A 25,835-nucleotide genomic window follows, 5' to 3' on the forward strand; every position below is an offset into this window, starting at 1 on the left:
GTCCTCTGGGAGGAAGAATGCCGACCTTCGACAACCCCGCCGCCGATGCCGCCGAAGCAGAGCAAGCTCTGCGCGGCCTTGCTCATGCCACACGCAGAATCGAGGATCCGTCCCAGATCTATGGCGTGCTCGGGTCGCTCTCCCAAGCGACCGCTTCGCTGAGCCAAGCGCTGCATCAGTTGGGGTCGTATCACGACAGACACGGGGCACGCGCGGACGCGACGATCGTCGACCCGCGCCAAAGCGGCGCGGCGTACCGAGTGTCGTGGGACCTGCACCGTGCCGGGGAGATGCTGGCCAGCATCCAGAAGGCGATCGACAGCGCACATCAGTCAGAAGCCACGATCGTCTACCAACCCCCAGCCCCTGCAGCGCGCACCAGCCGCGCCCACGACGGGTTGTCGCTGTGAAGGAACACGACACGTCCCGCCTGCACAGTGCAGTGCTGGTCTCGCCCAAGCGCGAGCGCCGCCGCGACCGGAAGGCCCGCAAGCTCGCCGCGCGGGAACTCCTCGCGCGCGATCGTGCTGAACAGAAGACGGCAGCACGGGCCAGAGCCGATGCACTCACCGCAGAACGCAAAGCCACCGTGGTGCTGCCGAAAGCCGGCGAAGCCGGTCTCGCGGCGTTGCGGACCCCGGGAAGGTTGCGGCTCCCCCGCCACCAAGACACCTCAGCCACCCTGGCTGGGGCCTACCCGTTCCTGGCCGAAGGTGGGCTCGGCAGCGACGGAGTGTTCGTCGGCCAAGACCTCTACTCCGGCAGCTCATTCGTCTACGACCCGTGGGTGCTCTACACCCAGGGTCTGATCACCGCCCCGAACCTCGTGCTCGCCGGCATCGTCGGCTCCGGCAAGTCATCGCTGGCCAAGAGCCTCTACACCCGATCCATCCCGTTCGGGCGACGCGTCTACATCCCCGGCGACCCAAAGGGCGAACACACCGCCGTCGCCGAAGCGGTCGGCGGCAAGGCCATCGCCCTCGGCCACGGCATGTCCGCCCGACTCAACCCCCTCGAAGAGGGCCACCGCCCGAGCGGCCTCGACGACGCCCAATGGGCCGCCCAAGTCAGCGCACGCCGCCGCGACCTGCTCGGCGCACTCGCCGAAACGGTCCTCGACCGCCAACTCTCCCCGCTGGAGCACACCGCCATCGACATCGCCCTGGCAGAGGTCGTCCGCACCGCCGACGTACCGGTCCTTCCGCTGGTGGTCGACCGACTTCTGGAGCCCGACCCGTCCGTCGATCCAGACGGGCGCCTCACTGAGGACGGCCGCCTTCCCGGCCATGCGCTACGCCGCCTCGTCGCAGGCGATCTCGCCGGGCTGTTCGACGGCCCCTCGACCGTGCGGTTCGACCCGACCCTGCCGATGGTCTCCCTCGACCTGTCCCGCGTCACCGAGAACGCGACCCTGGTCTCGGTGCTGATGACGTGTGCCTCGGCATGGATGGAGTCCGCGCTCCTCGACCCCAACGGCGGACAACGCTGGGTCGTGTACGACGAAGCCTGGCGGCTCATGTCCCACCCCGCCCTTCTACGGCGCATGGACGCCCATTGGCGCCTCGCCCGGCACTACGGCATCGCCAACATGCTCGTCTTCCACAAACTCTCCGACCTCGACAACGTTGGCGACTCCGGATCCGCCATGCGCGCCCTCGCCGCCTCCCTGCTGGCGAACGCCGAAACCCGTGTCGTCTACCGACAAGAGTCCGACCAGCTCGGCAGCACCGCCTCCGCCCTCGGGCTGACCGGCACAGAGCAATCCCTGCTACCGACGCTGGGTACCGGGCAAGGCTTGTGGCGGATCAAGCACCGCTCCTTTGTCGTGCAGCATCAGCTCCACCCCGCTGAGTTGGAGTTGTTCGACACCGCAGGGCGCATGACCGGGGTCGCCCCGGCGCCCCCGGCGCACCTGATGGACGGAACGTCCTCCAGGAGGTGAGCCGGGATGCGGCATCAGACACGGGAAGCCCAGCAGGCAAGAGAGGCCAAGCTCGACGCGCTGCACGCCAAGTTGACCGAATCGGTCGGCACGCTGGTCAGCGGCGACGACTGGCGACGTGCGCTCGAGTTCTCCGCAAAATTTCGCAGCCGGTCGTTCAACAACACGATGCTGATCTACCTGCAGCACTACGAAGCTTTCCAAGCCGGTCGCGTCCCTTCTGCGACCCCCACGTACGTCGCTGGCTTCAGGCAGTGGCAGACCCTGGGCCGGCAAGTGATGAAGGGGCAGTCGGGGTACGGGATCCTCGCGCCAGTCACCGCCCGGTTCGCTTCCCGCACCCCCAACAACGCGGAGTCGTGGCGGCGCCTGGGCCGCGGTGAACGCGCCCAACCCTGCGAGACCATCCGTACCAAGCTGGTAGGCCTCCGGGCGGCGTACGTGTGGGACGTGGCGCAGACCGACGGCGACCCGATCCCGGAGCCCCCAGCTCCGACCCTGCTGTCGGGCCAAGCACCCCTCGGGCTCTGGGAGGGACTCGCCGCCCAGGTTGAGACCCACGGGTTCACCCTCAAACAGGTTCCCGATGCGGCGGCCATCGGCGGCGCCAACGGCATCACCAATTTCTCCACCCACGAGGTCTGCGTACGTCGCGATATGGACGAGGCAGCCCAGGTCAAGACACTCGCCCACGAGCTCGGCCACGTCATGCTCCACTCCCCCGAAGCCCGCACCGGCGACAACGCAGCTGCCCGCGACGCAGCGCTGCACCGGGGCATCGCCGAAGTCGAAGCCGAGTCCGTGGCGCTGATGATCGGCGCAGCCCACGGCCTCGACACCAGCGCCTACACCATCCCGTACGTGTCGAGCTGGGCCAGCAGCGTCGCCGGCAGCGACCCAGTCGGGGTCATCCAGGCCACCGCCGAACGAGTCCGCAACACCGCAGTCCGCGTCCTCGATCAGCTCGACACCACCCAAGTCGGCGACGGCGACCCGCCAGGCCTCGACCGCACCACCCCCACCCGCACCGCACCGGAGCGCGGGGCGCGACCGACCGTCGAGCCGCAGGTGGTCGCCCTATGAGTCCCTTGAATCCAGCCACTGCTTACCGCCGCTCCGCATCACGGCCACGGATCCCCGTGGTCCTGCCGCTGGTCCGTGGCACCGTCGACAACGCAGGACTGTTGTGTGTGACGATCGACGGCGAGCCGCTGGCCCAGGAAGCACCAGGACTGGACCGCAGCGAGCTACGGCCGCTGCTGGATCGCATCTCTGCGGAACGGGGCTCGGCTCTGCGCGTCGAGATCCACGAACCCGACGGCAAGGTCTTCACCGACTTCCACACACCCGCAGCACCCGACCCCGCCCACCCTGTCGGCCCCACCCCCGCATCTGCCGCGCTCGAGCGCAGCGGACGTGACGGCCGGCCGACCGTGAGAGTGCAGGCGGGGTCCGTGCGTGGTGAAGGTTTCCAGCCAGACGAAGTGGTCGTCGTTGCGATCGTGGTGCACCGCGCCTCGACTAACTCCGATGGGACGCTCGATCTCAATTTGCCGGTCGCGCTGCTCGATCGGACGGCAGGTAATGTCGTGCTCGTCGGTCAGCAGTCCGGTGCCACCCAGCCGTCCTCGGACAACACGGCCGTATCGGGGCGTAAGGCGTCGTGAAAAGCGCAGGTCGCCCGGTCGACGACACCCTCGTGAACCTCGCACTCATCGCCATCGGGGTCGCCGGTGCCGGTGCCGCACTCCTCCGTGGCGCCGCAATCCTCACCGCCTGGGTGAGCAGAACCGAGCAGCCCACCGCCGAATGGACCGCCGGCATCGGCGTGCTCACCGACCCGACCGACCCCGGCCGCGTCTTCGGAACCGAGATCTCGCCGTGGGTCTACTGGCCCGTCCTCACCATGCTCGTTCTTCTGCTCCTGGCCGCTGGATTTCTGACCTGGCGGCGGGTCGATGCGCTGCGCCACAGCACTCAGCACGACCCGCGACGACTCGACGGCGTCGCGACCCGCACCGACGTTGCCACCGTGGCCTCGAAGAAGGCACTCCTGTCGCGTAGCGCCACCTTGCGTCCCAGCCTGACCGCTGCGGCGGCCAGCGATGTCGGGTACCTGCTCGGCCGGTCCCGTGGCATGGACGTCTGGGCCTCGGTCGAGGACTCGATCCTGCTCCTCGGGCCACCGCGGTCCGGCAAGGGCCTGCACGTCGTCATCAACGCGATCCTGGATGCACCCGGAGCGGTCGTGACCACCGCAACCCGACCCGACAACATCGCCGCCACCATCACCGCGCGCCAGAAGCTCGGCCCGGTGGCGGTGTTCGACCCGCAACGGCTCGCCCAAGGACTCCCGTCGGGTCTGCGGTGGTCCCCCGTCCGTGGATGCGAAGACCCGCTGACCGCGATGATCCGGGCCACCGGACTGGCGTCCGCCACCGGACTCTCAGCCGGTGGCGTCGAGTCCGGAGGCTTCTGGGAAGGCAAGACCCGAACCGCCCTCCAAGCGCTGCTGCACGCAGCAGCACTCGATCACCGCAGCCCCGCCGAACTATTCGCCTGGACCCTGTCGCCGTCATCAGCGAGCGACGCCGTCGCGATTCTCGCCTCTCACCCCAACGCAGCCGCCGGCTGGGGCGAGTCGCTGGACTCGATGATCCACGCGGACGCTCGCACCCGCGACTCCATCTGGATGGGCGTCTCCCTCGCGTTGTCCTGCCTCGCCGACCCCCGCGTCCTCGATGCCGTCACGCCACGGCCCGGTGAACACTTCGACCCAACCGAATTCCTCACCGGCAACGGAACCGTCTACCTGCTCGCCACCGGCGCAGGCGCCGGCGCCTCCTGGGCCCTGGTCGCTGCCTTCATCGAAGACCTCATCGAAACCGCCCGACGACTCGCAGCCGCCTCACCCGGAGCCCGACTCGACCCACCGCTGCTACTGGCTCTCGACGAGATCGGCAACCTCTCCCCCCTGCCGTCCCTGCCAGTACTCATGGCCGAAGGCGGCGGCACAGGCATCACCACCATGCCCGTCCTCCAGTCGCTGTCCCAAGCCCGCGACAAATGGGGCGACCACGCCGCCGGAGCCATCTGGGACGCCTCCATCGCCAAAATCATCCTCGGCGGCACATCCTCCGCCCGCGACCTCCAAGACCTCTCCGCGCTCATCGGCGAACGCGACGAGAAGACCGACACCATCTCCGTCGGCGACTACGGCTCACGCTCCCTCCAACGCTCCACCCGACGCGCGCCGATCCTTCCGCCCGAAACGATCCGCACCCTCCCGTTCGGAACCGCGCTCGTCCTCCTACGTAGCTCACCACCGCTGGTCACTGACCTACGGCCCTGGACCGCTCGCAGCGATGCCGCGCAGATACGAGCCGATCGCTCGACCAGCGAAGACGCCCTGCAACAGTGAGCTCATCCGGAAGCACGAGTACACGAACCCGACCTGACCAGCGGACAAGCAGGACGACCACAGTTGTGAGGAGCAGCGTCGTTCGCGGCGGAAGGACGCACCCGGATGGCCGGTGAAGGCCTTGTGCATGCCCCAGCCGGGCAGCGCACAGGTGTGGCAGGGTGAGGTGCCGAGGCACCTAGGCCGTCACTGATCAGGAGTACGCCTGCTCTTCGGCCTTCGCCTCAGATACGTACCGTTGCCCGGCCACCATTTCCTCGATACGGCGGTCGATCTCATCAGTCCAGTTGTCGGGTGGCAGGTTGCCCGCAAGGTACATCTGCTTCGAGTAGTAAGCCGCGCTAACAGCGTGCCGAAGGGTCAGCACGTACTCCGAGTGAGCCCCGGAGTACGACGTGTGCGACGTTCCCTGCACGAATCCCTTCTGCGGGTCACTGACGACAACCATGTAGCCGGTTGGATGGCGAATCAGCAGCGTGCTCTCCTGGTGGCCAGCCCGACTCGTGTCGCACCGCCGAAGCGTCTCGAAGCCCTGTTCCCCCGACATGATGGACTCGTACACGTCTCTCGGCGCCGGCGCAGATTGCTTCATGACGCAATGAGAACACGGCCGACGATTTGCCTGCTTCGGAATCGCTCGACTGGATAGGCTGGACCCGCAAGCGGCGGTATGACGCAGTCCAATCCTGGGCGCTCGGGCTCGTCACATCAAAGATTCAGGCAGTTGCCTAGTCGAGCACTGGCACTGCCATCCTTATTGATGGATTGGAAACTCCCTGCTCTTCGAGTCGTTGTAGAACAAACGTTAAGACTTCGCTCGGTGACACTTCTTCTGCCAGGACGGTCTCGGTTGCTCCTTCTTGTGGCATGGCGGAGGTCGGGTAAGCCGGCGGGAAGAGGAGTTCGTCACGCCACCATCTGAGTACGGCTTGCTCGAGGTTGTAGGCGTCATCTCCGGTGGGCAGCCGGATTGACCAGAGATGGCGCCATCCTTGACGTCGATGGGCTGACAATCGGTCGGACTCGGGCGCAGAGATGCCGATCTTGATTGCTGTTCCGTTCTCGACCATGTAGAGGTCGGCGTCGCTGGCAAACGGGAACGAACTGTTGCAGTAGCGACAGATGCCTCGGCCGACGCGGACGTTCGACAAGGTCGGTGAGACCACACCGCCGCAGGTGTGGGCTGCTCTCCACGGGCGCATGCTCCCCGGATACTCCTCGAGCGGTTGAAGCCCGGCTTCGACGAAGGTCGCAACCGCCAGGTTCTCGGGCATACGAAGCCGAATTGAAGCAGCCCGGGAGGCGCACTGAATGCATCCTCCTTGTCCTCGCTTAACGTTGGAGTAGGACGGGGACACTTCGGCGCCGCAGGCCAGGTGTCGACAGGGCCACGGCTTGTCGACACCTGGGAATGGCGTAGTCGGGTCCAGTCCGGCTTCCTGCATCAGCAATTTCGCGAGGGTGTCGTCGAGACGTAGGGCCCGGTGAGTTGCTTCGAGTCCGCATTCTCGACACGGGCCTTGCCCTTGCGCGATGTTCCCGAGTCGGGGCGAGACCGTTCGGCCACACTGTTTGTGGCGCGACTTCCAAGGCGTCGTAGAGGAGCCGGGGTAGGGCTCCAGCGGTTCTAGGCCGACCGAGTAGAAGTAGGCGGTCGCCTCGTCATCGTTCCATGTTCGCCAGCCGCGAGCCGCGAGGCTGCACTTCGCACATCCCTTCCCAGCCCGTCGGACCGAATTGAGTGATGGGCTGACTTTCATTCCGCATGTCGTGTGCCTTGAGAGCCAGGGCTTTCCGGCGCCCGGATAGTCGATCAGTGGCTCGAAACCGCACTCGACCATGGTCCTCACCGCGTCTTCGGCGTGCCGCGCGCGACGAGCCGCCCCGCGCGCCCAGGCCGCGCACTGTCTGCATGCAGTTCCGCGTCGTCGGACATTGCTCAGGAGCGGTGAAATTTCGCGACCGCACCGAAGATGTAGAGATGGCCAGGGCTTGTGCGCACCCGGATACGGGACGAGCGGCTCCAATCCCGCCCGCCGCATGGTCCGCATGGCCTCGACCGGGTCAAGGCGAAGACGGCCCAGCTGTTGCGGTTCGACGGTTGCCATGGGCACCTCCTGGGACGGATCCCACCACAGCCCTCCGACAGGACTTGCCGACTCACGAGATTGCGCTTGGGCGGGGCGCTCGATTGCGCGCACTGAAGCGGCGGAAAGACGCGGCTTCGGGAGCCGTATCGCCGCTGTTGCCGCGGGCGGCCCGCTTGGTGACATGACCGGCTCTGCCTATCGATAGGCGACCTTCCCGGTGGCTGTCGGCGCGAAACCGCAGAATGGTCGTTGAGCCATTGCCACAGAACGGGGGACCACATGGAGCCAGTCACGACGGCGATGGTGCTCGTCTACCTTGCCGACCTTGGCGCGGGCGTCGCCGCGGACGAGGTGACTGCGCAGCTGAAGCACCTTCTGGCGAACAGGTCTCGCCGCCGGCGGATCGCCAAGGCGACCGCCAACGTCGCGGCGAAGGAAGGGATCCACGTCAAGCCCGCCGTGCTGCGGGAGTGGCTTCGCCGGTCCGATGTCCAACAACAGCTGGTTCTGGGGACCCACGAGTCGGTGGAAACTGCGATCACGCGACTGGCCTGGGCACTGGAAGGTACCGACCAGGAACGGGCCGAGCACGCGGTCCGGCTGGTCGAGATCACGTGCCAGCAGTACCTGCTGGTGCAAAGCCCCCAAGAAGCCACGGCCGTTTCCGCAGTGCAGACGCAGGCTCTCGTCAGTGCCGAGCACCAGACGACGCGGGAAGCCACCGCGGAGGGGTTCGCCGAGGTCATCAACAGGCTTGACGCGCCAGCGGTCTTCGAGGAGAACCTGACCCGGTTACACCCCTGGCGTGCCGAGAGCGCTCGACAGCTCGCCGAGTCGTGGTCGTCCATCCACGAAGTTGTGGACCTAATTGCGCGCTCGCGCGACCGCCGCGCCCTGCTGGCGACCTGGGCGGTCACTACACCAATTGTCCTGGCTGACGCACCGGGCGGCGTGTGGTGCTGGATGGGTGAGCTGGCCAGGGACTACGGCTGTGACTGCGCCGCACAGTTCATCACTCGTGGCATCGAACGCGGGGTACCCGACCCGGACTACTGGTGGGCGAGAGCCGCGTTGGCGACAGACCCGGAAGATGAAGGCTTCGAGCGGTCTCGCCGCGACTTGCTTCAACATGCGCACAACCCGCACCCGCTTGGTCGGGCCCAGCTCGCCTTTCTGGACAGCGACTGGAACCAGGTCGATGAAGCACTCGCCGCATGGGAACCGGCGACTCGAGGAGACGCCTCGATCAAGGCCATCCTCGCGTCCGAGTCCTTCCGCGCCCGGGGCGAGCTCGACTTCGCCATCGGCCTCCTTGAGGAGGCCAGCCTCGCGGAGCCCGATGCCAGCGGTCTCAAGGTCCACCTGGCGGAGCTGCTTCTCTCCCGTGGGTATCGAGGTCACACGGTCAGCCGGACCAAGGACTTCGCCCAGGCCCAGGCACTGGCGATTCAGGCGCGAGACGCCCGACGCCTGTGGGGCGGAGACAGTGTCAAAGCAGCGCTGGTCGCCATCAAGGCTTCCGCGGTGGCCAGTGATCTGAACCGGACCTGGCAGCTCACGCAGACAGAGCCCGGTGGCAACGCCACCTCCGGCGAGGCGACCGATCCGCGGATCCGCCGAGAAGCAGCCGTTCTCGCGGCGATGACCGGGCGAACCGATGAGGCGGACCAGCTCGCAGCTAGTCTCGCGGATTCCTACACGACCGAGCTGGTTGCCGGATACCACGCACTCAACAACGATGACCTCGGCGCGGCCGAGATCCACTGGCTCCAGGCTTGGGATGTCGCGCCCGACGACTTCAGCCGGCTCCAGGTCGCCCGCTCCCTGGCGCCACTCGGACTACGTCTGCCTGACCTCGACGACCTCGCAGCCGACCACCCCGACCTGGTCGCTGAGACCCGCGCGATCCACGACGTCATGGCCACAGGGACCGGGCAACGCCTCACCAAACTGCGTGCGCACGCGCCGGAGTACGAGCAGATCGCCGTCTTGCTCGCGCAAGAACTCTCGGCACAAGGTGACCTTCTCGAGGCAGGCGAGGTTCTGGACCAGGCGGCGACCAGGTGGGACCTACCTCTGCTGCGGAAGATGGCCGCCGACCGGTTCTTCCATGGCGGCGAGTACAAACGTGCTGTCCATGCTGCTCAGCAAGCGCGAACGATGGCGGGAGCATCGTGGCCGGGCGAGGTCGAGTGCCTGGGGATCGAGTTCAATGCGCTCGAGGCTCTCGGACGCGAAGACGAGGCCCTTGCCGTTGTCCGACAGATGACAAACCTTGCCCCCGAGAGCGAAGACGCACGATGGGCCCTAGTGAACAGCCTGGGTCGACGCGGCAACCTCGACGCAGCCTTCGCAGCGCTGCGCCACAAGGGCGTGCCCATCCGGCCCCGCAACCGAGAGGAGGCCCGGAACTGGATCATCCTCCTCACCGCTTGCGACCGGAGCCCCTACTACCTCTCGCGCGCCCTGGACGAGCTGGACCGATGGAGCGACGACGAAGAGACCGCCGGCGTGTTCCTCACCAACATCACCTTCGGACTGACCAAGCGTGAGGGCACACCGGATCCGACCGAACTTGGCCGGCTGCACACTTCCACAGACGACTACGTCGACAAGTTCCCCGAGAGCCCGGTCTTCCGCAGGTTCACGATCTCCGAGGACGACCCACTGGGCGACCTCGCGGCAGTCTTGAAGAAGCGCCACACCGACCCCGCGCTGCAAGAGCTTCAGGCTAAGGTGGCCTCCGCCGAGCTTCCGGTTGGGCTGGCAGCGGAAGTGCACGGGGTTTCCTACGCGGAGGCCTCGCTCAAGCGGGCAGCCGGCTTCGTCTACAGCAACGTCCCAGGGGCGAACGGCCTCACGCATGGAGAGCTACTGGCCCTTCTCCGCAAAGGCCCTGCGGTCCTCGACACCACTGCCGCGGTGTCCATTCTTGCGTTGGGCGGGACTCTCCGCGAGCAGCTGGTCGGCCAGTTCACGCGACTTGAGAGCACAGGCATGGCATTCCGTGACGCGCGCGCGTCGCAGCGGTCCCTCAGTCTTAAGTCAACGATGAGCATGCACTGGGACGCTGAGCAGGACCGGCTCCGACTGACCGAGCTCACCGTGGAGGAGGCGGACACACTCGCCGAGCGGGCAGACCAGCTCGTCGCCCTCCTGACCACCACACGTAGACAAGACTGGCAGTTACGCCGATTCACCGAGCTGACCATGGAAGGAGCCTGGGTCAACCTTGTCGACTACGCCGTCAGCAACTCGCTCCCATTCTGGTGTGACGACATAGTGCTGCGCGGCCTGGCCCGCCAAGAGGGATGCACGACCTTCGGCACGATCGACCTCATCCAAGCGCTCGAAGCGACCGGCGACCTTGATGCATCAGCAGCACGAACCGCCCAAGCCACGCTCCTCGTGGAGTTCCATGCACTGCTGGAGTTCGACCACGACCTGTTTGTTGAAGCTGCGCAACTGGACGATTGGCGGGCACGAGGCGTCGCCGCAGCGCTGACATTGCCCGAAACCTGGAGCACACCTGTCGAAGTCATGAAGTTCGTCCATCAGGCGGCGGGTGAGAACGCACAGGCGGCCCATGACGAACTGCGCGGTTGGGTCGCCGCGGCCGCGACCGGACTAGCCAAGATCGGCGCCGACGCGAACGGCGCATCCCAGAACCTGTCGGCCCTGCTGGGCAGCTTCCTGGCGCGACCATGGATGACCCCGCGCCTGCTGCCGGTCGTTGTCGAAGCGGTAAGACAGGCACTCAGGCAGCGTCCGGACGTCGACGACCCACTGCACGGGATGCTCGTGATGATGTACCGCTTGGCTGCCCAGGAGTTCAACGAGTCCGCCGGAAGCCACGTGCTGCTGCACTGGGCCGAGCACCTCGAGCAGACTGACAAGCACGACGCGACGATGATCGCCGCCCGTCGCGGCTGATGTGGCTTCAGACGCCCTCAGCGTCCCTCCACCAGGGCTTCCCCTCAGGGTCGGCGTCCATCTTCGCCGGGCCGCGGGCTTGCGCACGGTTCTCTCAGCGCATACCTCTGAGGATCGCCAGGGGCCCGCGTCATAGTGGGCGGAAGGCAGTGGACCTCGACCGCTCCAACCCTGCGCTTGTGTCCGTGCCGGAGCGGCACGCCCACCTGACTCTAGAGAGCGATCGCCGACCGCGGCGTCGCATGAGGTCAGGAGTCGATGATGACGATCCCCACCCAGATGAGTCTGCACGGCTTCATCGTCACCGCACCCGAGTTGACATACGGCAAGAGTGACGTCGCGAGGTTCCGTGCTCGGGTCGGCATCGAGCAGTGGCGCAAGGAGCCCGATGGATCCTTCACCAAGCTCGACCCGCAGTTTTGCGAGATGGTGATGTTCAAATCCGCCGCCGAGCGGGCCTACGCCCGGTTCCGTGTCGGTGATCAGTTCGTCGCTTCCGGCTACGTCCACGAATACGAGTTCGACCGCGACGGCGAAACGATCCGGCGCGAGGAGTTCGTGGCTCGCCGGATCGGACACGACACGGCGCGTACTCGCTACAGCGTCGAACGCCCCTCGCCCGACCGCGACGCCGGCACAGAGACCGGCCACGATGCCCAGCGCACGGTCGAGCCGTCCTCGACCGCTGTCGGAATCTGACCATGACCGAGGCCGACGACAGCGCGGGCGCGGAGGCGTCGATGCTCGATGTCGAGCGGCATCCGGTCTTCGATACTTGGCAAAGCTTCACCACGAGCGATCTCGCCGGCGCCGAAGACGACTACGCGGAGTGGCCGAGTTCCTTCGAGGCAGCGTCGTTGGCTGAACCGTTGGGGCCGATCAACTGGAACACCCTCACCGCTGATGACGCCGAGGCCGAGTGGCTCGACCTGAACGCGTGGGTGAACTGGCTGCGCGGCACCTACGGACTCGCACCGAACGAAGTGCCGCCAATGTGGCACCGCCACGACGAACTCGTCTGGGAGCTGTCCGCCCTGCACCTGCACTGGCTGAACTCCTACAGCCCCGACGCCTCCCCCTCTTCGCCCTTGGCGTGGCATCGCGACTTCGCCGAGGCCCGCCACCGGCTGCGGGACTGGGTCGCCGCCTGCGGCACCCGCCTGGACCGCGACCGCCCCACCCGCCAGACCGCCTGGCCCGGCGAACCGGCCGCTCTCCCCGCGACTGAGGCCTCGGTCACCGATCGCGATAACGACTTCGTGCAGTTCGTGATGGAAGACGTCACCGCACGCCGCCAGGTCGAAGCCGAGATCGAACGCCGCGTCTCCTGACTCCGGTCCGGTGACCTGTGGAGAACCCGTCGTGTCCACAGCCCAATTGATCGGCACACCCCGGAACCCGTTTCGGGATGGACGGTGGCGCTGCGCGCACCTGATTACCAATGAAGGGAACCCTCATGCTTCTCGCCCACGCGGTCACCCTGGCCGAAGCCCGCTCCTACATCGCAGCACTCGCTGACGAGGCCGCGACCTTCGATGCCTCGGTTGAGTACGAGCACGCGTTGCTCTATCTCGACCTGATCCACGGCCAGGACGTCCCGGCGCTCGACACCCACGGGCTCACCGACGATCGAACCATCCTGCATGCCATCGCCGTCAGTGCCGTCAAGGAGCTTGTCGGCCACGGGGTCGACACGCTCCAGGTCGAACTGCTCCTCGACATGCTCGACGTCGCCCGTGATCGCGGCAACCCGAGCAGCGCATCCAGTCGGTTCTGATGTACGGGGAGAACACGGCAGCGCTGCGCGGTGAGCTTGCCACGCTCATGCAGATCACCCGCAACACGCCGGGTCTCGACACCCTCGGGACTGACGAGGTCGCCCTGATCGCGTCGTTCCGCACGAGCCTGACCGTCTGGTGCCAACAAGCCGTCCGGGCATCGAACCCTGTCGGAGACCTTGGTGGGCGGACGCCACGCAGCCGCGGCCCGGCGGAGGAACTCCGGTACCGGCTCGACCAAGCCCGCACGACCTACGCCGGTCCCCTGCCAGATTCGAATCAGCTCGCCACCCCTCATCCAAACGATGTTGTTGACGTGTGGCGGCGTGCAGCAAAAGCAGCAGCACTCGGCGAACACGACTTCCCCGCCGGTCTGGACTACGGCAACCTCACCGAACTCCAGGCCATGACGGTCCTGAAGGACGCCGCCGAAGTCGCCCGCGGCCTCACTGGTCTCGACCGGCATTACGCCGCGGCCGTCCCTGGCTGGGAACCCATCACTGACGCGGACCTGCTCGGCCGTGCCGCCGTCGTCTGCGCCGCCCACGCCGGCTACAGCGACCCCGACTACAGCGTCGACCACCGGGGCTGGCGTCCCCCGGTCCAACTCCTTGACGGACCAGCACTCCCCGGACTCGACGGTGTGCTGCAGGCGCAGAACAACTTGCTCGTCCACCTGCGCCAACAACCCGACGCCTACAGCCTGCGCCTCATCTTCGACTCCCAACGGATCGTCAGCTGCGGCGCCTTGGCACTCGGCACCCCGAGCCCGAACCGCGGCCAGATGGCAACGAAGTGGGACCGCCGGCACGAGACCTACCGCCAGCTGATCGATCAGTCCCGCAACCTCCGCGGCCTTGTCGGCACCAGCCTCGCAGCAGCCGACGGCGCGCTCGCCGCTGCCCGCATGGACGAACTCTCCCCTGCCAACGGCGTCAGCGACAGACAACTTCGCCACCTTGATGCGCTGTTCGACCATATCGACCGACGGATCGCCGTAATCATCCGCGCCGGCGCGAGCGATCGCAGTTACCTGCTGCGCGTCTCCATCCCGCGCATCGACCTGGCCACCCCAGTTGCGGTCAAGGAACTGCGAGCGCGACACGTCCCTCTCGACGTACCCACCAAGGCTCGGCTCCTGGTGACCATCGACCAGCGACTCCGCGCACCGACATCACGCAGACCTGTCTCCCCGACCTCAGCCACTGAGCGGGCGGCCTTCGTGCGCTCGATCAACGGACGCCCGCAGGAAGGATCGATTCACCATGAGCGAAGCCTCTGACAACCATCACGCGGCGGTGCACCGGCTCGCCGCAGTGGGCGACGCGGCGGGCCAGCAAAGCCGGGAAAAATCCGACCCGAACAGCACCAAGTCTGCGGCAAGCGCACGTCCTCTGACGGCCGTTGATGATCCGTTCTTCAACACTGCAGATGCGGGCAACTACCTCGGCATTCCCAAAGCCACTCTGCTGACCTGGCGCGCTCGCCGACCTGGATACGGCCCGCGTGCGGTGAAGGCGGGCGGGCGGCTGAAGTATCGGCTGTCTGAACTCGATCGGTGGCTTCAGGCCCATGAGGAGTCGTTCGCGGAAGACGAATCTGCCGACGCGTCCATTCCCGTCCCAGACAGGGCAAGTCCGGTCCGTACCCGCAACCGCGCCAGCCGGGTGGGCGCTGGAGCCCTGAGGGCGGCGCGGTCCTGACAGGGTCATACGGAAAAGGAGCGAGAAGGTGGCCCGACAGAAGCTGATGGTTGGCACCTACGGCGATATCAACTGCACGAAACGTGCGAACGGTACTTGGTTGGCGCGTGCCCGGTACTGCGACGTGGACGGAGTCGTCCGCGAGTACCGCAAGAGTGGCGAAACGAAGAACAAGGCGAGAGCCAACCTCAAAGCGTTCTTCGTCGACCACACGGGCACCTTCGGCGATGGCGCCATCGCTCCTGACGACACGGTGCAGCAATTGCTCGACCTCTGGTTCGCCAAGATGGAGAAGTCCGACGGCGGGCCCAGTTCAGAAACCCTGGAGCACTACCGCTACCACATGCGCTGGGTGCTCGACAGCGACAAGACCGAGCACCCACTCGGTGCCTACCAACTGCGACACGTCCGGCCAGTGATCATTCAGGCGGCCCTGGACAGCGCCGGAGTCTCGGCAGACATGCGCAAGCGGATACGCAGCGTCCTCGTGCGTGCGTTCAACCTGGCGATCTTTCATGAGGCACTCAACGGCAACCCCGCCACGGCCGTCCCATCGGTTCCGGTTCCGAAGGTCAAGAAGAAGCCGGTGGCCGTGGAGGAGCTCGACGCAGTGCGTACGGCCATCCGTGAGTGGGCGAACGCCGAGCGGCGCAACGGTCCCAAGAGCGTGGATCTGCCCGACATCGTCGACATGCTCATCGCCACCGGTATGCGGATCGGAGAATTGCTCGCCCTGCGATGGTCCGACATCGAACTGACGGCCCCGCCCGAGCGCCGGGACGACGAGACCTGGTTCCCGTGGCTGATGGTGAATGGCCAGATCACCTCCAAGGGCAAGCGGGTCGATTACGGCAAGACCCACGCAGCGATCCGTCCCATCGCACTTCCCGACTGGGCCGTCGCGCTCCTGCGACGACGCAAGGTCGCTCAACCGCCCAACGATCTCGACGCAGTCTTCGTCAGCCGCAATGGGACCTGGCACTACCCAGGCAACGTCCAGAGCCGGTTATGGCATATCCGCCAACTCGACGAGTACGCCGACATCGCCGCGCTCCACGACGTCTCGCCCCATTCGTTTCGCCGGACGGTGGCCACGGCGATCGACGAGGTCTACGACGCCGAAGCCGCCAAGGATCAGCTCGGACACACCTCCAAGACGGTCACCGAGCGGCACTACATCAACCGCCGGCTCGTGGTGCCGGACTACCGCGCAGCCACCGAGCGGCTTGCACCCCGTTCCGATCCCAGTGACGGTCAACCGCTCGGGCCCTGAGAGCCCCCAGGCCACTCCGAGCGGCCCGAGAGCCCGCCCTCGCACTGCGCGGCGGCCCACGGGCCGTTCTGCGGGCTCTCGCGGCGTCTCACGCGCTGCGTCGGCGGCGGTCCTGAACTCAAAGTGCGCCCAAAGTGCGCCCTAAGGCCTGATTTACGGTCTCGACGCCAGAACGCAGATTCGCATCACCGCAGGTCAGAGTCAGTTTTCGTCAACAGAGCGACGCATTCGACGTGGTGTGTCATCGGGAACAGGTCGAAGGCGCGCAGCCCCGCGAGCTCGAAGCCCTCGGCGGCGAACGTCCCGACGTCGCGGGCCAATGCGGCCGGGTCGCAGGCGACGTAGGCGATCGCCCGCGGCCGCAGCCCCGCCACCGGCGCCACCACCGCGCGCTTCGCGCCCGCACGCGGCGGATCCAGGACCACGAGGTCGACATGTCCGTCCGGGTCGTCCCGGCGTCGACGCGCCAGCCACCGGTCCACCCGGTCGGTGTGCACGCGCGCCCCCGTGCCGGCGAGGTTGCGCTCGGCGTACGACGTCGCGGTGCGGTCGCCCTCGACGACCTCGACCCGCCCCGGCGCGACGCGGGGCGCGAGGAAGCCGGCGAACAGCCCGACGCCGGCGTAGAGGTCGAGCACGGACTCCCCCGGCTGCGGCGCGAGCAGCTCGAGCACCGTCTCCACGAGCACCCGCGGTGCTCCCGGGTGCACTTGCCAGAACCCGTCCGCCGCCACCTCGAAGGCGCGCTCCTGCCCGGCGGCGGCCACGACCTCGGTCACTGCTCCGCTGCCCTGTCCGGGCTCGCGGGCGTCGGGGTGGGCGATCGGGCAGTCCTCGATCGGGACGACGTCGTGCGAGCGGTGCCGGCGCAGGCCACGCCCACCATCGGCGGCGCGCTCATACTGCATCCGCGTGCGCCAGCGCAGACCCTCGTCCTGCACCGGCAGGTCCCCGGCGACAGGCTGCACGGTGACCTCGAGCTCGAGCCCGGCGAGCCGGCTGAGCTGCTCCTGCAGCACGGCGGCCTTCAGCTCACGCTGGTGCGCAAGCGTCGCGTGCTGGAAGTCGCACCCACCACACCCGAGGGGTACGGCGACGGGGCACGGCGGCTGCACGCGGTGGACCGAGGCGCGGTCGATGCGCACGGCATCCGCACGCAGGTACGACGACCCCTCCTCCCCCTCGGTGACCCGGACCCGGACGAGCTCTCCGGGGAGGGCGTGCCGGACGAAGATCACTCGCCCCTCGTGCCGCGCGACGCAGTGCCCACCGTGTGCGACCGGCCCGACCTCGACGTCGTACTCCTGGCCGACCAGGGAGGCGCCACGCGCCACCCGCTCCCGAGTACGCCGCCCGCGGGGTGCGGCCGGGCTCACGAGAGATCCCTGCGGCGGCCGCCGGAGTGCACGTCGTGGACGCGGCCCTGCCGGACGTCGCCGGGCCGGGTGCGGGCGAACTCGCGCTCGGTGCGTTCCTTGGCGATCGCCGAGGAACGCAGCTGGTACGGGACCGAGGTCACCATCACGCCGGGGGTGAACAGCAACCGCCCCTTCAACCTGAGCGCGGTCTGGTTGTGCAGCAGCTGCTCCCACCAGCGACCCACGACGTACTCCGGGATGTAGACGGCCACGACCCCGCGCGGCGCGGCCGCGCGGATCGAGCGGGCGTACTCCAGGATCGGGCGGGTGATCTCGCGGTAGGGCGAGTAGAGCACCTTGAGCGGGACGTCGATGCCGCGCTCGTCCCACTCCTCCAGCAGTTGGTCGGTGGTCCGGGAGTCAGTGTCGACGTAGACCGCCTCGAGCAGATTGGGCCGCGCAGCCTTGGCATAGGCCAGCGCCCGCATGGTCGGCTTGTGCAGCTTGGAGACCAGCACGATCGCGTGCACCCGGGTCGGCAGCAGCTGATCGTCATCAGCGATCTCCAGCTCGTGGCCGACCTTGTCGTAGTGGCCGCGGATGGTGCGCATCACGAGGTAGAACGTGCCCATCGCCAGCACGGTGATCCAGGCGCCCTCGAGAAACTTCGTGACGAGGACGACGACGAGCACGATCGCGGTCATCGTCAGCCCGAAGGCGTTGATGGCCCGCGACCGGTGCATCCGCCGGCGCTCGGCGGGGTCGCGCTCGTCGCGCAGGGCGCGGGTCCAGTGCCGCAGCATCCCGAGCTGGCTGAGGTTGAAGGACACGAAGACGCCGACGATGTAGAGCTGGATCAGCTGCGTGGTCTCGGCGTCGAACGCCACGATCAGGACGATCGCGAGTGCGGCGAGGAAGACGATCCCGTTGCTGTAGGCCAGCCGGTCGCCCCGTGCCCCGAGCTGGCGCGGCGCCAGGCCGTCGCGCGCCAGGATCGAGCCGAGGACCGGGAAGCCGTTGAACGCGGTGTTGGCCGCGAGCACGAGGATGAGCGCAGTCACGCCGATGACGAGGTAGAAGCCGGGCGCGAAGTTGTCGAAGATGCCGCCGGCGATCTGCGCGAGCAGCGTCGGCTGGTCGTAGTCGCCCGGGAGGGGGGCTCCGTCTGCCTGGACGAGACGGTCGAGGTCGAGCGGGTCGACGTAGCGGACGTCCATCCGGTTGGCCAGCGCGATGACGCTCATCATCATCACGATGGCGGCGACTCCCAGCAGCAGGAGCGTGGACGCCGCGTTGCGGCTCTTGGGCTTGCGGAAGGCCGGGACCCCGTTGCTGATCCCCTCGACCCCGGTCAGCGCCACGCAGCCGGACGAGAACGCCCGGGCGACGAGGAACACGAGCGCGACGGTCGTCAGGGTCCCCTCGGCGTACCCGTCCGCCTCGATGATCCGCAGCGAGGCGCTCTCCGCGTCCGGGAGGGTGCCGAGCAGGTCGCGCCCGATCCCCCAGGCGCACATCCCCACGATGCCGACGATGAAGGCGTACGTCGGGATCGCGAAGAGCGGCCCCGACTCGCGGATGCCCCGCAGGTTGAGGGCGGCGACGAGCGCCACCAGCACGACGGCCACGAGAACCTCGTTGCCGCTGACCCAGCCGAGCGCCGAGCCGGCGTTCTGGACCGCGGCGGAGACCGACACGGCCACGGTGAGCACGTAGTCGACCAGCAGTGCGCTGGCGACGGTCGTGCCGGCCCGCGGCCCGAGGTTGACGGTGGCGACCTCGTAGTCGCCGCCGCCACTGGGGTAGGCGTGGACGGTCTGCCGGTACGACGCGACCACGGCGAGCAGCACCACGGCCACGGCCAGACCGACCTGCCAGCTCAGGGCGTACGCCGAGATGCCGGCCAGCGACAGCATCAAGAAGATCTCGTCGGGCGCGTAGGCCACCGACGACAGCGCGTCGCTCGCGAAGACCGGGAACGCGACCTTCTTGGGCAGCAACGTCTCCCCGGCCTGGGTGCTGCGCAATTTGCGGCCCAGCAGGATCCGCTTGGAGACGTCGGTGACACCCACGGCGCTCAGGCTAGGCCATGGTCGCGACCGATCCGCGCACGCAGGAGTAGCGTCACCCCCGTGCACGTCGTGATCATGGGTTGCGGCCGGGTCGGTTCCACACTGGCGCGGGGCCTCGAGGACCGCCACCACACCGTCGCCGTCATCGACTCCGACCCCTCCGCCTTCCGCCGCCTCGGCCCCGACTTCAACGGCCAACAGGTCACCGGGATGGGCTTCGACCGCGCCGTGCTGGCCAAGGCCGGCATTGAGCGGGCCGAAGCGTTCGCTGCCGTCTCCAGCGGCGACAACTCCAACATCATCGCCGCCCGGGTGGCGCGGGAGACGTTCGGCCTGCAGCAGGTGGTGGCCCGGATCTACGACCCCGGCCGCGCCGAGGTCTTCCAGCGCCTGGGCATCACCACCGTCGCCACGGTCAAGTGGACCGCCGACCAGGTGATGCGCCGACTGCTGCCCGCGGGCGCGGAGCCCTTCTTCCGCGACCCGTCGGGCACGATCCGCCTCGACCAGGTCCCGATGCCGGAGTCGTGGGTCGGCGCGCGCACGGTGCACTTCCAGCAGCAGACCGGCAGCCGGATCGCCTGGATCGACCGACTGGGCGAGGGCATGCTGCCCCACCGCGAGTCGGTGATCCAGGAGGGCGACATCCTGCACGTCGTCATGCGCGAGGAGTCCGCCGACAGCGTCTACGCCGCGCTCCACGCCGGACCGGAGGAGGACTGACGTGCGGGTCGCCATCGCCGGAGCCGGCGCCGTCGGCCGCTCCATCGCCACTGAGCTGCTGGTCAACGGTCACGAGGTGCTGCTCATCGACAAGGACCCGCGCTCGATCCGTCCCGAGCTGGTCCCCGAGGCCGAGTGGCTGCTGGCCGATGCCTGCGAGCTGTCCTCGCTCGAGGAGGCACAGATGGAGCGCTTCGACGTCGCGATCGCGGCGACCGGCGACGACAAGGCCAACCTCGTCACCTCGCTGCTGGCGAAGACCGAGTTCGGCGTCCCCCGCACGGTGGGGCGGGTCAACCACCCCGACAACGAGTGGCTCTTCACCGAGGCCTGGGGCGTCGACGTGAACGTGTCGACCCCGCGCATCATGTCGGCGCTTGTCGAGGAGGCGGTCAGCGTCGGCGAGCTGGTGCGTCTGTTCACCTTCCGCCAGGGCGGGGCGAACCTCGTCGAGATCACGCTCGCCTCGGACTCGCCGTACGTCGGCACGCCGGTGGGGCTCATCCCCTGGCCCGAGAACACTGCGCTCGTGACGGTGCTGCGGGACGGACAGGTCTACCCGCCCGACGACGAGCAGGCGATCGAGGCGGGCGACGAGCTGTTGTTCGTCTCGGCCGCCGAGACCGAGCGCGAGCTGGAGCGGCTGCTCAGTCCCGATCAGGAGGACTGAGCCCGGCCAGCGACTCCCCCTCCTCCAGCGGGGTCGCGTTGCGCGCCAGCAGCCAGACCATCGCGCTGAGCGCGGCCACCTGCAGCGGCCAGCCCATCACGATCCTCGAGACGCCGAGCAGCGCGATCATCTGGTCGGGGTCGGCGAAGCCGCTGCGACCGGCGAGATAGAACGGCGTCTGCACGACCACGCGCACGACGCACGGCAGCACCAGCAGCCAGGTCAGCCGCGAGCACAGCTGCACGACGCGCGGGTCGCTGCGCCACGCCGTCGGGTCCCCGGTGACGCTGCCGACCATGAATCCGACGATCGGCCAGCGGACGACGATCGACAGGGTGAGGCCCACGGCGTACGCCGCGTTGTAGAGCAGACCGGGCAGGAAGTAGGCGAGCGCGGCGTCGGTCTCGCTCCCGCCCCCGCGCAGGGACCGCCAGGCGAACAGCGCTCCGATGCCGATGCCGACGAGGCTGTTGAAGACGAACTGGATCGTCTGCCGCTGGACCACGCGGACCACCAGCAGGACCGCGGTGACCGACACCGAGCAGATCAGCGCCAGCTGCAGGTCGCGCGCAGTGAGGAAGGTGATCGTGAAGACGAGCGTCGGGATCGCCGCCTCGATGATCCCGCGCATCCCGCCGAGCGCCTTGGAGAGCTCGGCGCGCACCGCCTCCTCGACGGTGGCCACCGGGCGTGCCGGACCCGCAGGGGTCGTCACGCGGTGCACCGCAGCTCGTAGCGGGGGTTGAAGATGACTCGCTGGCCCTCGTGGAGCGCCACCCGGCCCTCGACCCGGACCTGACGTCCCGGGGAGATGCCGGCGATGCGGCGACGCCCCAGCCAGACGACCGTGATCGTGCCGGTGCCGTCGTAGAGCTCCGCCTCGAGCGCGGGTACGCCGCCGCGCGGGCGCAGCGTGAGGGTGCGCAGGGAGCCCTGGAGGACGACGCGCTCACGGGCCGGGGCGTCGGCGATCGACGTGCACCCGGCGCGGACCGCCTCGGTCTGCAGCTGCTTCGCCTCGTCAGCGGTCCCGTCGGCCCAGCGGCTCAGTCCCTGGCGCACCCGGGTCGCGATGTCACCCATGGAGGTCACCCACCGCTGTCAGCCGTCGCCGGGCTGCGGCTGGGCCGCAGGGTCCGGGGACACGCGGCGGGCCTGCGGCGGGACGGTGATCGGCAGCGCATCGCCGGGCGCCATCGCGACGTTGCCGCGCACGACGACCAGGGACCGGACCGCGGCGAGGTAGGGCTCGGCCGCCTCAACCTCGACCGCCGGACGCCCCATCAGCGTGGCGCGCAGGAACCACCGCGGCCCGTCGATGCCGAGGACGCGCGAGGGCTGCTGGCCGGTCCGACCGTCCTCGGTGGTGACGGGCATGAGGACCCGCAGCTCGGTCCCGAACGGACCGGGACCCTCCGTCGCCGTACCTCCGCGCCGGGAGGTCTCGGAGGCGATCTGGCGCCGGACGTCCTCCCACATGGAGGTGGTGCGGGGGGCGGCAAAGGGCCGCACCTCTACTGCGCCGTCCTGGCCGACGAAGAGCACCGCGGCGACCTCGCCGCTGCGCTCGTCGACCTGCATCCGCAGCTCGAGTCCGGGCTGACCCGTGACCAGCAGGCTGGTCAGGTCGACCCAGCCCTCGGTCTCGGCGGTGACGTCGGTCTCCGCGATGTCGCGCGGACCGTCACGGCGTACGTCGACCGGTGCATCCTGCGCGGGTGCAGGCGTCTCGGCGTCCCCGGCCACGTCGGGCTCGGGAGCCACGTCCTGCTGCGGCTGCGCGGTGGCCTTGCGCCGGAACCTCACACTGTCTCCTCACGGTCGGGATAGGTGAATCCACCTGTGGAACCGTAGCCGCCGCTGCCACGCACGGACTCCGGCAGGGCGTCGACCTCGACGAAGGTCGCGGTCTCGACCCGTTGGACCACCAGCTGGGCGATCCGGTCGCCGCGCCGCAGCGTCACCGGCTCGTGAGCGTCGGTGTTGACCAGCAGCACCTTGATCTCTCCGCGGTAGCCCGCGTCGACGGTCCCCGGGGTGTTGACGATCGACAGCCCGTGACGCGCCGCGAGACCCGAGCGCGGGTGCACCAGGGCGACGTACCCCTCGGGCAGCGCGATGCCGACCCCGGTCGGCACCAGCATCCGCTCGCCCGGGGCGAGCCTCAGGTCGACCGTCGTGCGCAGGTCCGCCCCGGCGTCCCCGGGGTGCGCGTACGACGGGGGCGGCAGGTCGGGGTCGAGGCGCTGCAACAGGATCTCCACCACGACCGGCGACCCTACTCTCCGGCGGCGCGGGGCGGGTGGGAGGCTTGTGCTGTGTACAAGGAGCGACTCCACGTCCCGCTGCGCTGGTGGGTGCAGGCCGTCATGCTGTGCGTGGCGCTGTGGTACGCCTTCGTGGTCGCCCTCGGTCCGCTCGTCGCCTGGGGACTGACCGGGGCGATCGCCGCCGGGATCCTCTCGTTCTTCGCGACGTACGGCGCCACCTCGGTCACCGTCGCCGACGGCGTGCTGCAGGCGGGCCGGGCCCGGATCGACGTCACGCACCTGGCGCACCCCGAGCCGCTCGACAAGGAGCAGACCCGTCGGGTCCACGGCGTCGACGCCGACGTCCGGGCGTTCCTGCACGTGCGGCCGTGGATCGGCCGCTCGGTACGGGTGCAGGTCCGCGACCCGCGCGACCCCACGCCGTACTGGCTGATCTCCACCCGTCGCCCGCGCAAGCTGGTCGCGGCCCTGGTCGCCCACGGTGCTGCGGCGGCCCCCGATACGGTGGACCACACGGACTGACGCGGTCCGGACCAGACGCGATCGACGAGGGGGCTGCAGTGGCCAAGGGCAAGGGCAAGAACTCACGGGGCTGGTCGGCGGCCAACACCATCAGCGCGATCGCCGGGGCCGCCCTGGCCAAGCAGGTGCTGACCGCGCTCTGGCGCGCCTCCACCGGCAAGCGCCCGCCGGCGAACCCCGCGCACCCCGACGTGGCGATGCGCGAGGCGGTCGCCTGGGCCGTCCTGTCCGGTACGGCGATCGGGGTCGCACGGATGCTCGCCTCGCGCGGCGCTGCGGACTACTACCGCCGGTCCTACGGCCACCTGCCCAGGGGCATGGAACGCGACGACGCCTGAGCAGACACGCGAGCCTGCGAAGCGGGTCTGGTGATGGTCATCGAGTAGCCGGCGGACACTGAGCCCGCGAAGTGTCCACCGGCGTACCGAGATGCGGTGACCTGTGCTGAGCGATGGCGGGACTCAGTCACTCACTCGCAGTCGCGGCAGATCATCTTCTTCGCGTCAGCCAGCTGGCTGCGGTGGTGCACCAGGAAGCACGACATGCAGGTGAACTCGTCCTCCTGCCGCGGCTTCACCTCGACGGCGAGCTCCTCGTGCGAGAGGTCCGCACCAGGCAGCTCGAACGACTCGGCGGCCTCCGCCTCGTCCTCGTCGACCTTGCCGGAGTTCTTGTCGTGACGCCGCGCCTTGAGCTCCTCGATGCTCTCTTCGCTCTGGTCCTCTTCGGTCTTGCGCGGTGCGTCGTAGTCGGTTGCCATCTTCTTGTCTCCTGACCCCCTCGTTGGCGGCGGACCCTCCTGGCCCGGCTCACCGTCCCCACCCATCGTCCGGCGCCAGATTGTGCACCATGGCAGCTACGGGCGCATCCGCGGCCCAGGCTTTGTCTCGGCCGTCACATCTGCCCCGGAAGGGCGTACGGTAACCACCGCCTCCAACCCGGGCGTCGCCCGCTTCATTCCGTGCGGGCTGCGGGTCGGGGTGTGGGTCAGGTCTCGATCCGGTTCCCGTGCTCGTCCCAGTGCTCGGCAACCTTCTTCGACGGCTGCACACGCGGCGGCTCGCCCGGCTGCTTCGGGTAGTCCGGGGGCCAGTTGAGCTCTCCGCCGGGCAGGGTCTCCCACAGCTCCAGCAGCGGCTCGAGGGAGTAGGCCTCGGCGTCCATGTCGGCCCACGGGTCGCCGTCGGCCAGCAGGTCGGGGACCGTGGTGAGGTTGAGCTCGCGCGGGTCGTCGAGGTCGGCGAGCGCCGACCATGTGAGCGGGGTGCTCACCGGTGCGCCCGGCCGGGCGCGCAGGCTCCAAGCGCTGGCGATGGTGCGGTCGCGGAGGTTCTGGTTGTAGTCGATGAAGAGCCGCTCGCCGCGCTGCTCCTTCCACCACGCCGTCGTGACCCGGTCGTCGCGGCGCTCGAGCTCACGGCCGAATCCGATCGCGGCGTGCCGGACCTCGTCGAAGGTCCACCGCGGCTGGATGCGGACGAAGATGTGGACGCCGCGGTTGCCGCTGGTCTTCGCGTAGCCACGCAGACCGAGCTCCTCGAGGAGCTCGCGGGCGACGTCGGCGACCCGGCGGGCATCGGCGAAGTCGGTGCCCGGCTGGGGGTCGAGGTCCAGCCGCAGCTCGTCGGGGTGGTCGACGTCGGGTCGGCGCACGGGCCACGGGTGGAAGGTCAGCGCCCCCATCTGGGCCGCCCACACCAGTGCAGCGGGCTCGGTAGGGCAGAGCTCGTCGGCGGTGCGGCCGCTGGGGAAGGCGATCTGCACCGTCTCGACGTAGTCGGGAGCCCCCTTCGGCAGCCGCTTCTGGTAGAAGCCGTCGGCGCCCCGGTCCTGCGGTCCGGTGGCCAGCCGCATGCCCTCGCGCCAGCCGTCGGGCCACCGCTCCATCGCGGTGGGCCGCTCCCCCACGACCCGCATCAGGGCATCGCCCACCTCGGCGACGTAGCCGCAGACCTCGAGCTTGGTGATCGCCGGCGTCCGGTCGGTGGGCTCGTAGATGACCCGGTCGGGGCTGGACACCCGGACCTCGCGCTCGCCGACCTCGAGCACGGCCGCCGGTGTCTTCGCCATGGATCGAGAG

General features: G+C 68.6%; 26 protein-coding genes. 16 read left to right on the forward strand and 10 right to left on the reverse strand.

Annotation, left to right across the window (positions count from 1 at the left end; genetic code table 11):
* Positions 1 to 17 precede the first annotated feature (17 nt).
* From J2S59_RS15620 to J2S59_RS15640, 5 genes are read left to right on the forward strand one after another with little or no spacing between them, the layout of a single operon-like run.
* Complete coding sequence (locus tag J2S59_RS15620; RefSeq protein WP_068117149.1) at positions 18 to 410, forward strand: hypothetical protein; 393 nt, start codon at positions 18 to 20, stop codon at positions 408 to 410.
* On the forward strand, positions 407 to 1,942 hold the full coding sequence (locus J2S59_RS15625) for a putative type IV secretion/conjugal transfer ATPase (RefSeq protein WP_181641521.1): 1,536 nt from the start codon (positions 407 to 409) through the stop codon (positions 1,940 to 1,942). Before J2S59_RS15620 ends, J2S59_RS15625 begins: the two co-directional genes overlap by 4 nt.
* A gap of 6 nt (positions 1,943 to 1,948) precedes the next feature.
* Entirely contained in the window at positions 1,949 to 3,025 is a 1,077-nt protein-coding gene (locus J2S59_RS15630) for an ArdC-like ssDNA-binding domain-containing protein (RefSeq protein WP_068117146.1), read from the forward strand.
* A 56-nt stretch (positions 3,026 to 3,081) separates the two neighbouring features.
* Positions 3,082 to 3,609 carry a hypothetical protein gene (locus J2S59_RS15635; RefSeq protein ID WP_068117143.1) on the forward strand — a complete coding sequence of 176 codons (528 nt, stop codon included), beginning with the start codon at positions 3,082 to 3,084 and terminating at the stop codon, positions 3,607 to 3,609.
* Positions 3,606 to 5,363, forward strand: coding sequence for a type IV secretory system conjugative DNA transfer family protein (locus J2S59_RS15640; RefSeq protein WP_068117140.1), 1,758 nt, complete (start codon positions 3,606 to 3,608; stop codon positions 5,361 to 5,363). The genes J2S59_RS15635 and J2S59_RS15640 overlap by 4 nt, the downstream gene beginning before the upstream one ends.
* Positions 5,364 to 5,556: 193 nt before the next feature.
* Here J2S59_RS15640 and J2S59_RS15645 read toward each other — a convergent pair whose 3' ends face one another.
* Both J2S59_RS15645 and J2S59_RS15650 read right to left on the reverse strand, forming a co-directional pair.
* Entirely contained in the window at positions 5,557 to 5,955 is a 399-nt protein-coding gene (locus tag J2S59_RS15645) for a hypothetical protein (RefSeq protein WP_181641520.1), read from the reverse strand.
* A 136-nt stretch (positions 5,956 to 6,091) separates the two neighbouring features.
* Positions 6,092 to 6,637, reverse strand: coding sequence for a hypothetical protein (locus tag J2S59_RS15650; RefSeq protein WP_181641519.1), 546 nt, complete (start codon positions 6,635 to 6,637; stop codon positions 6,092 to 6,094).
* A 1,095-nt stretch (positions 6,638 to 7,732) separates the two neighbouring features.
* Here J2S59_RS15650 and J2S59_RS15655 point away from each other — a divergent pair.
* From J2S59_RS15655 to J2S59_RS15685, 7 genes are all read left to right on the forward strand, one after another.
* Complete coding sequence (locus J2S59_RS15655; RefSeq protein ID WP_068117134.1) at positions 7,733 to 11,386, forward strand: PIN domain-containing protein; 3,654 nt, start codon at positions 7,733 to 7,735, stop codon at positions 11,384 to 11,386.
* A gap of 261 nt (positions 11,387 to 11,647) precedes the next feature.
* The gene (locus J2S59_RS15660; RefSeq protein WP_068117132.1) at positions 11,648 to 12,085 is read left to right on the forward strand and encodes a single-stranded DNA-binding protein; all 438 of its coding nucleotides are present in this window, start codon (positions 11,648 to 11,650) and stop codon (positions 12,083 to 12,085) included.
* A gap of 2 nt (positions 12,086 to 12,087) precedes the next feature.
* Positions 12,088 to 12,717 carry a hypothetical protein gene (locus J2S59_RS15665; RefSeq protein ID WP_306825273.1) on the forward strand — a complete coding sequence of 210 codons (630 nt, stop codon included), beginning with the start codon at positions 12,088 to 12,090 and terminating at the stop codon, positions 12,715 to 12,717.
* 125 nt (positions 12,718 to 12,842) lie between these two features.
* Positions 12,843 to 13,163 (forward strand): hypothetical protein, encoded by a 321-nt coding sequence (locus tag J2S59_RS15670; RefSeq protein ID WP_068119172.1) that lies wholly within the window; start codon positions 12,843 to 12,845, stop codon positions 13,161 to 13,163.
* A gap of 47 nt (positions 13,164 to 13,210) precedes the next feature.
* Entirely contained in the window at positions 13,211 to 14,446 is a 1,236-nt protein-coding gene (locus J2S59_RS15675) for a hypothetical protein (protein WP_181641710.1), read from the forward strand.
* Positions 14,430 to 14,867 (forward strand): helix-turn-helix transcriptional regulator, encoded by a 438-nt coding sequence (locus tag J2S59_RS15680; RefSeq protein WP_181641711.1) that lies wholly within the window; start codon positions 14,430 to 14,432, stop codon positions 14,865 to 14,867. The genes J2S59_RS15675 and J2S59_RS15680 overlap by 17 nt, the downstream gene beginning before the upstream one ends.
* Before the next feature lie 28 nt (positions 14,868 to 14,895).
* Positions 14,896 to 16,140 (forward strand): tyrosine-type recombinase/integrase, encoded by a 1,245-nt coding sequence (locus J2S59_RS15685; RefSeq protein WP_068119178.1) that lies wholly within the window; start codon positions 14,896 to 14,898, stop codon positions 16,138 to 16,140.
* 185 nt (positions 16,141 to 16,325) lie between these two features.
* Here the strand turns inward: J2S59_RS15685 and J2S59_RS15690 are convergent, their stop codons facing one another.
* Together J2S59_RS15690 and J2S59_RS15695 are read right to left on the reverse strand one after the other, a co-directional pair.
* The gene (locus tag J2S59_RS15690) at positions 16,326 to 17,474 is read right to left on the reverse strand and encodes a class I SAM-dependent RNA methyltransferase (protein WP_220138360.1); all 1,149 of its coding nucleotides are present in this window, start codon (positions 17,472 to 17,474) and stop codon (positions 16,326 to 16,328) included.
* A 38-nt stretch (positions 17,475 to 17,512) separates the two neighbouring features.
* On the reverse strand, positions 17,513 to 19,570 hold the full coding sequence (locus J2S59_RS15695; protein ID WP_068119184.1) for an APC family permease: 2,058 nt from the start codon (positions 19,568 to 19,570) through the stop codon (positions 17,513 to 17,515).
* Positions 19,571 to 19,630: 60 nt separating this feature from the next.
* Here J2S59_RS15695 and J2S59_RS15700 point away from each other — a divergent pair, with 60 nt between their 5' ends.
* Entirely contained in the window at positions 19,631 to 20,293 is a 663-nt protein-coding gene (locus J2S59_RS15700; RefSeq protein ID WP_068119186.1) for a potassium channel family protein, read from the forward strand.
* Position 20,294: 1 nt separating this feature from the next.
* Positions 20,295 to 20,963 carry a potassium channel family protein gene (locus J2S59_RS15705; protein WP_068119190.1) on the forward strand — a complete coding sequence of 223 codons (669 nt, stop codon included), beginning with the start codon at positions 20,295 to 20,297 and terminating at the stop codon, positions 20,961 to 20,963.
* Here J2S59_RS15705 and J2S59_RS15710 read toward each other — a convergent pair.
* Genes J2S59_RS15710 through dut form a run of 4 tightly spaced genes read right to left on the reverse strand, consistent with a single transcriptional unit; the run spans position 20,941 to position 23,230 of the window.
* Positions 20,941 to 21,678, reverse strand: a complete 738-nt coding sequence (locus tag J2S59_RS15710; protein WP_246360199.1) for a DUF3159 domain-containing protein — start codon at positions 21,676 to 21,678, stop codon at positions 20,941 to 20,943. The genes J2S59_RS15705 and J2S59_RS15710 overlap by 23 nt on opposite strands.
* Complete coding sequence (locus J2S59_RS15715; RefSeq protein ID WP_068119193.1) at positions 21,675 to 22,046, reverse strand: OB-fold nucleic acid binding domain-containing protein; 372 nt, start codon at positions 22,044 to 22,046, stop codon at positions 21,675 to 21,677. Before J2S59_RS15715 ends, J2S59_RS15710 begins: the two co-directional genes overlap by 4 nt.
* Positions 22,047 to 22,064: 18 nt before the next feature.
* Positions 22,065 to 22,769: a DUF3710 domain-containing protein gene (locus J2S59_RS15720; protein ID WP_306825274.1), complete on the reverse strand. Its 705-nt coding sequence runs from the start codon at positions 22,767 to 22,769 to the stop codon at positions 22,065 to 22,067.
* Entirely contained in the window at positions 22,766 to 23,230 is a 465-nt protein-coding gene (gene dut / locus J2S59_RS15725) for a dUTP diphosphatase (RefSeq protein WP_068122166.1), read from the reverse strand. Before dut ends, J2S59_RS15720 begins: the two co-directional genes overlap by 4 nt.
* Positions 23,231 to 23,281: 51 nt before the next feature.
* Between dut and J2S59_RS15730 the strand changes: the two genes are divergently transcribed.
* Together J2S59_RS15730 and J2S59_RS15735 are read left to right on the forward strand one after the other, a co-directional pair.
* Entirely contained in the window at positions 23,282 to 23,755 is a 474-nt protein-coding gene (locus tag J2S59_RS15730) for a DUF3093 domain-containing protein (protein WP_306825275.1), read from the forward strand.
* Positions 23,756 to 23,793: 38 nt separating this feature from the next.
* Positions 23,794 to 24,093, forward strand: a complete 300-nt coding sequence (locus J2S59_RS15735; protein WP_068121358.1) for a DUF4235 domain-containing protein — start codon at positions 23,794 to 23,796, stop codon at positions 24,091 to 24,093.
* Positions 24,094 to 24,224: 131 nt separating this feature from the next.
* On the opposite strand, the gene J2S59_RS15740 is transcribed toward J2S59_RS15735, so the two are convergent.
* Positions 24,225 to 24,515: a DUF4193 domain-containing protein gene (locus J2S59_RS15740; protein ID WP_068121361.1), complete on the reverse strand. Its 291-nt coding sequence runs from the start codon at positions 24,513 to 24,515 to the stop codon at positions 24,225 to 24,227.
* 227 nt (positions 24,516 to 24,742) lie between these two features.
* A complete protein-coding gene (locus J2S59_RS15745) occupies positions 24,743 to 25,825 on the reverse strand; it encodes a DNA polymerase domain-containing protein (protein WP_068121363.1) in 1,083 nt (360 codons plus the stop codon).
* Positions 25,826 to 25,835 lie beyond the last annotated feature (10 nt).

Source organism: Nocardioides massiliensis, from assembly GCF_030811215.1.
Classification (GTDB): Bacteria; Actinomycetota; Actinomycetes; order Propionibacteriales; family Nocardioidaceae; genus Nocardioides_A; species Nocardioides_A massiliensis.

Bases quoted from the DNA above. Each gene is read 5' to 3' on its own strand.
- J2S59_RS15670 (WP_068119172.1), top strand. From the start codon at position 12,843: ATGCTTCTCGCCCACGCGGTCACCCTGGCCGAAGCCCGCTCCTACATC.
- J2S59_RS15715 (WP_068119193.1), bottom strand. From the start codon at position 22,046: ATGGGTGACATCGCGACCCGGGTGCGCCAGGGACTGAGCCGCTGGGCC.
- J2S59_RS15655 (WP_068117134.1), top strand. From the start codon at position 7,733: ATGGAGCCAGTCACGACGGCGATGGTGCTCGTCTACCTTGCCGACCTT.
- J2S59_RS15620 (WP_068117149.1), top strand. From the start codon at position 18: ATGCCGACCTTCGACAACCCCGCCGCCGATGCCGCCGAAGCAGAGCAA.
- J2S59_RS15660 (WP_068117132.1), top strand. From the start codon at position 11,648: ATGACGATCCCCACCCAGATGAGTCTGCACGGCTTCATCGTCACCGCA.
- J2S59_RS15740 (WP_068121361.1), bottom strand. From the start codon at position 24,515: ATGGCAACCGACTACGACGCACCGCGCAAGACCGAAGAGGACCAGAGC.
- J2S59_RS15630 (WP_068117146.1), top strand. From the start codon at position 1,949: ATGCGGCATCAGACACGGGAAGCCCAGCAGGCAAGAGAGGCCAAGCTC.
- J2S59_RS15645 (WP_181641520.1), bottom strand. From the start codon at position 5,955: ATGAAGCAATCTGCGCCGGCGCCGAGAGACGTGTACGAGTCCATCATG.
- J2S59_RS15650 (WP_181641519.1), bottom strand. From the start codon at position 6,637: ATGCCCGAGAACCTGGCGGTTGCGACCTTCGTCGAAGCCGGGCTTCAA.
- J2S59_RS15745 (WP_068121363.1), bottom strand. From the start codon at position 25,825: ATGGCGAAGACACCGGCGGCCGTGCTCGAGGTCGGCGAGCGCGAGGTC.
- J2S59_RS15675 (WP_181641710.1), top strand. From the start codon at position 13,211: ATGCAGATCACCCGCAACACGCCGGGTCTCGACACCCTCGGGACTGAC.
- J2S59_RS15665 (WP_306825273.1), top strand. From the start codon at position 12,088: ATGACCGAGGCCGACGACAGCGCGGGCGCGGAGGCGTCGATGCTCGAT.
- J2S59_RS15680 (WP_181641711.1), top strand. From the start codon at position 14,430: ATGAGCGAAGCCTCTGACAACCATCACGCGGCGGTGCACCGGCTCGCC.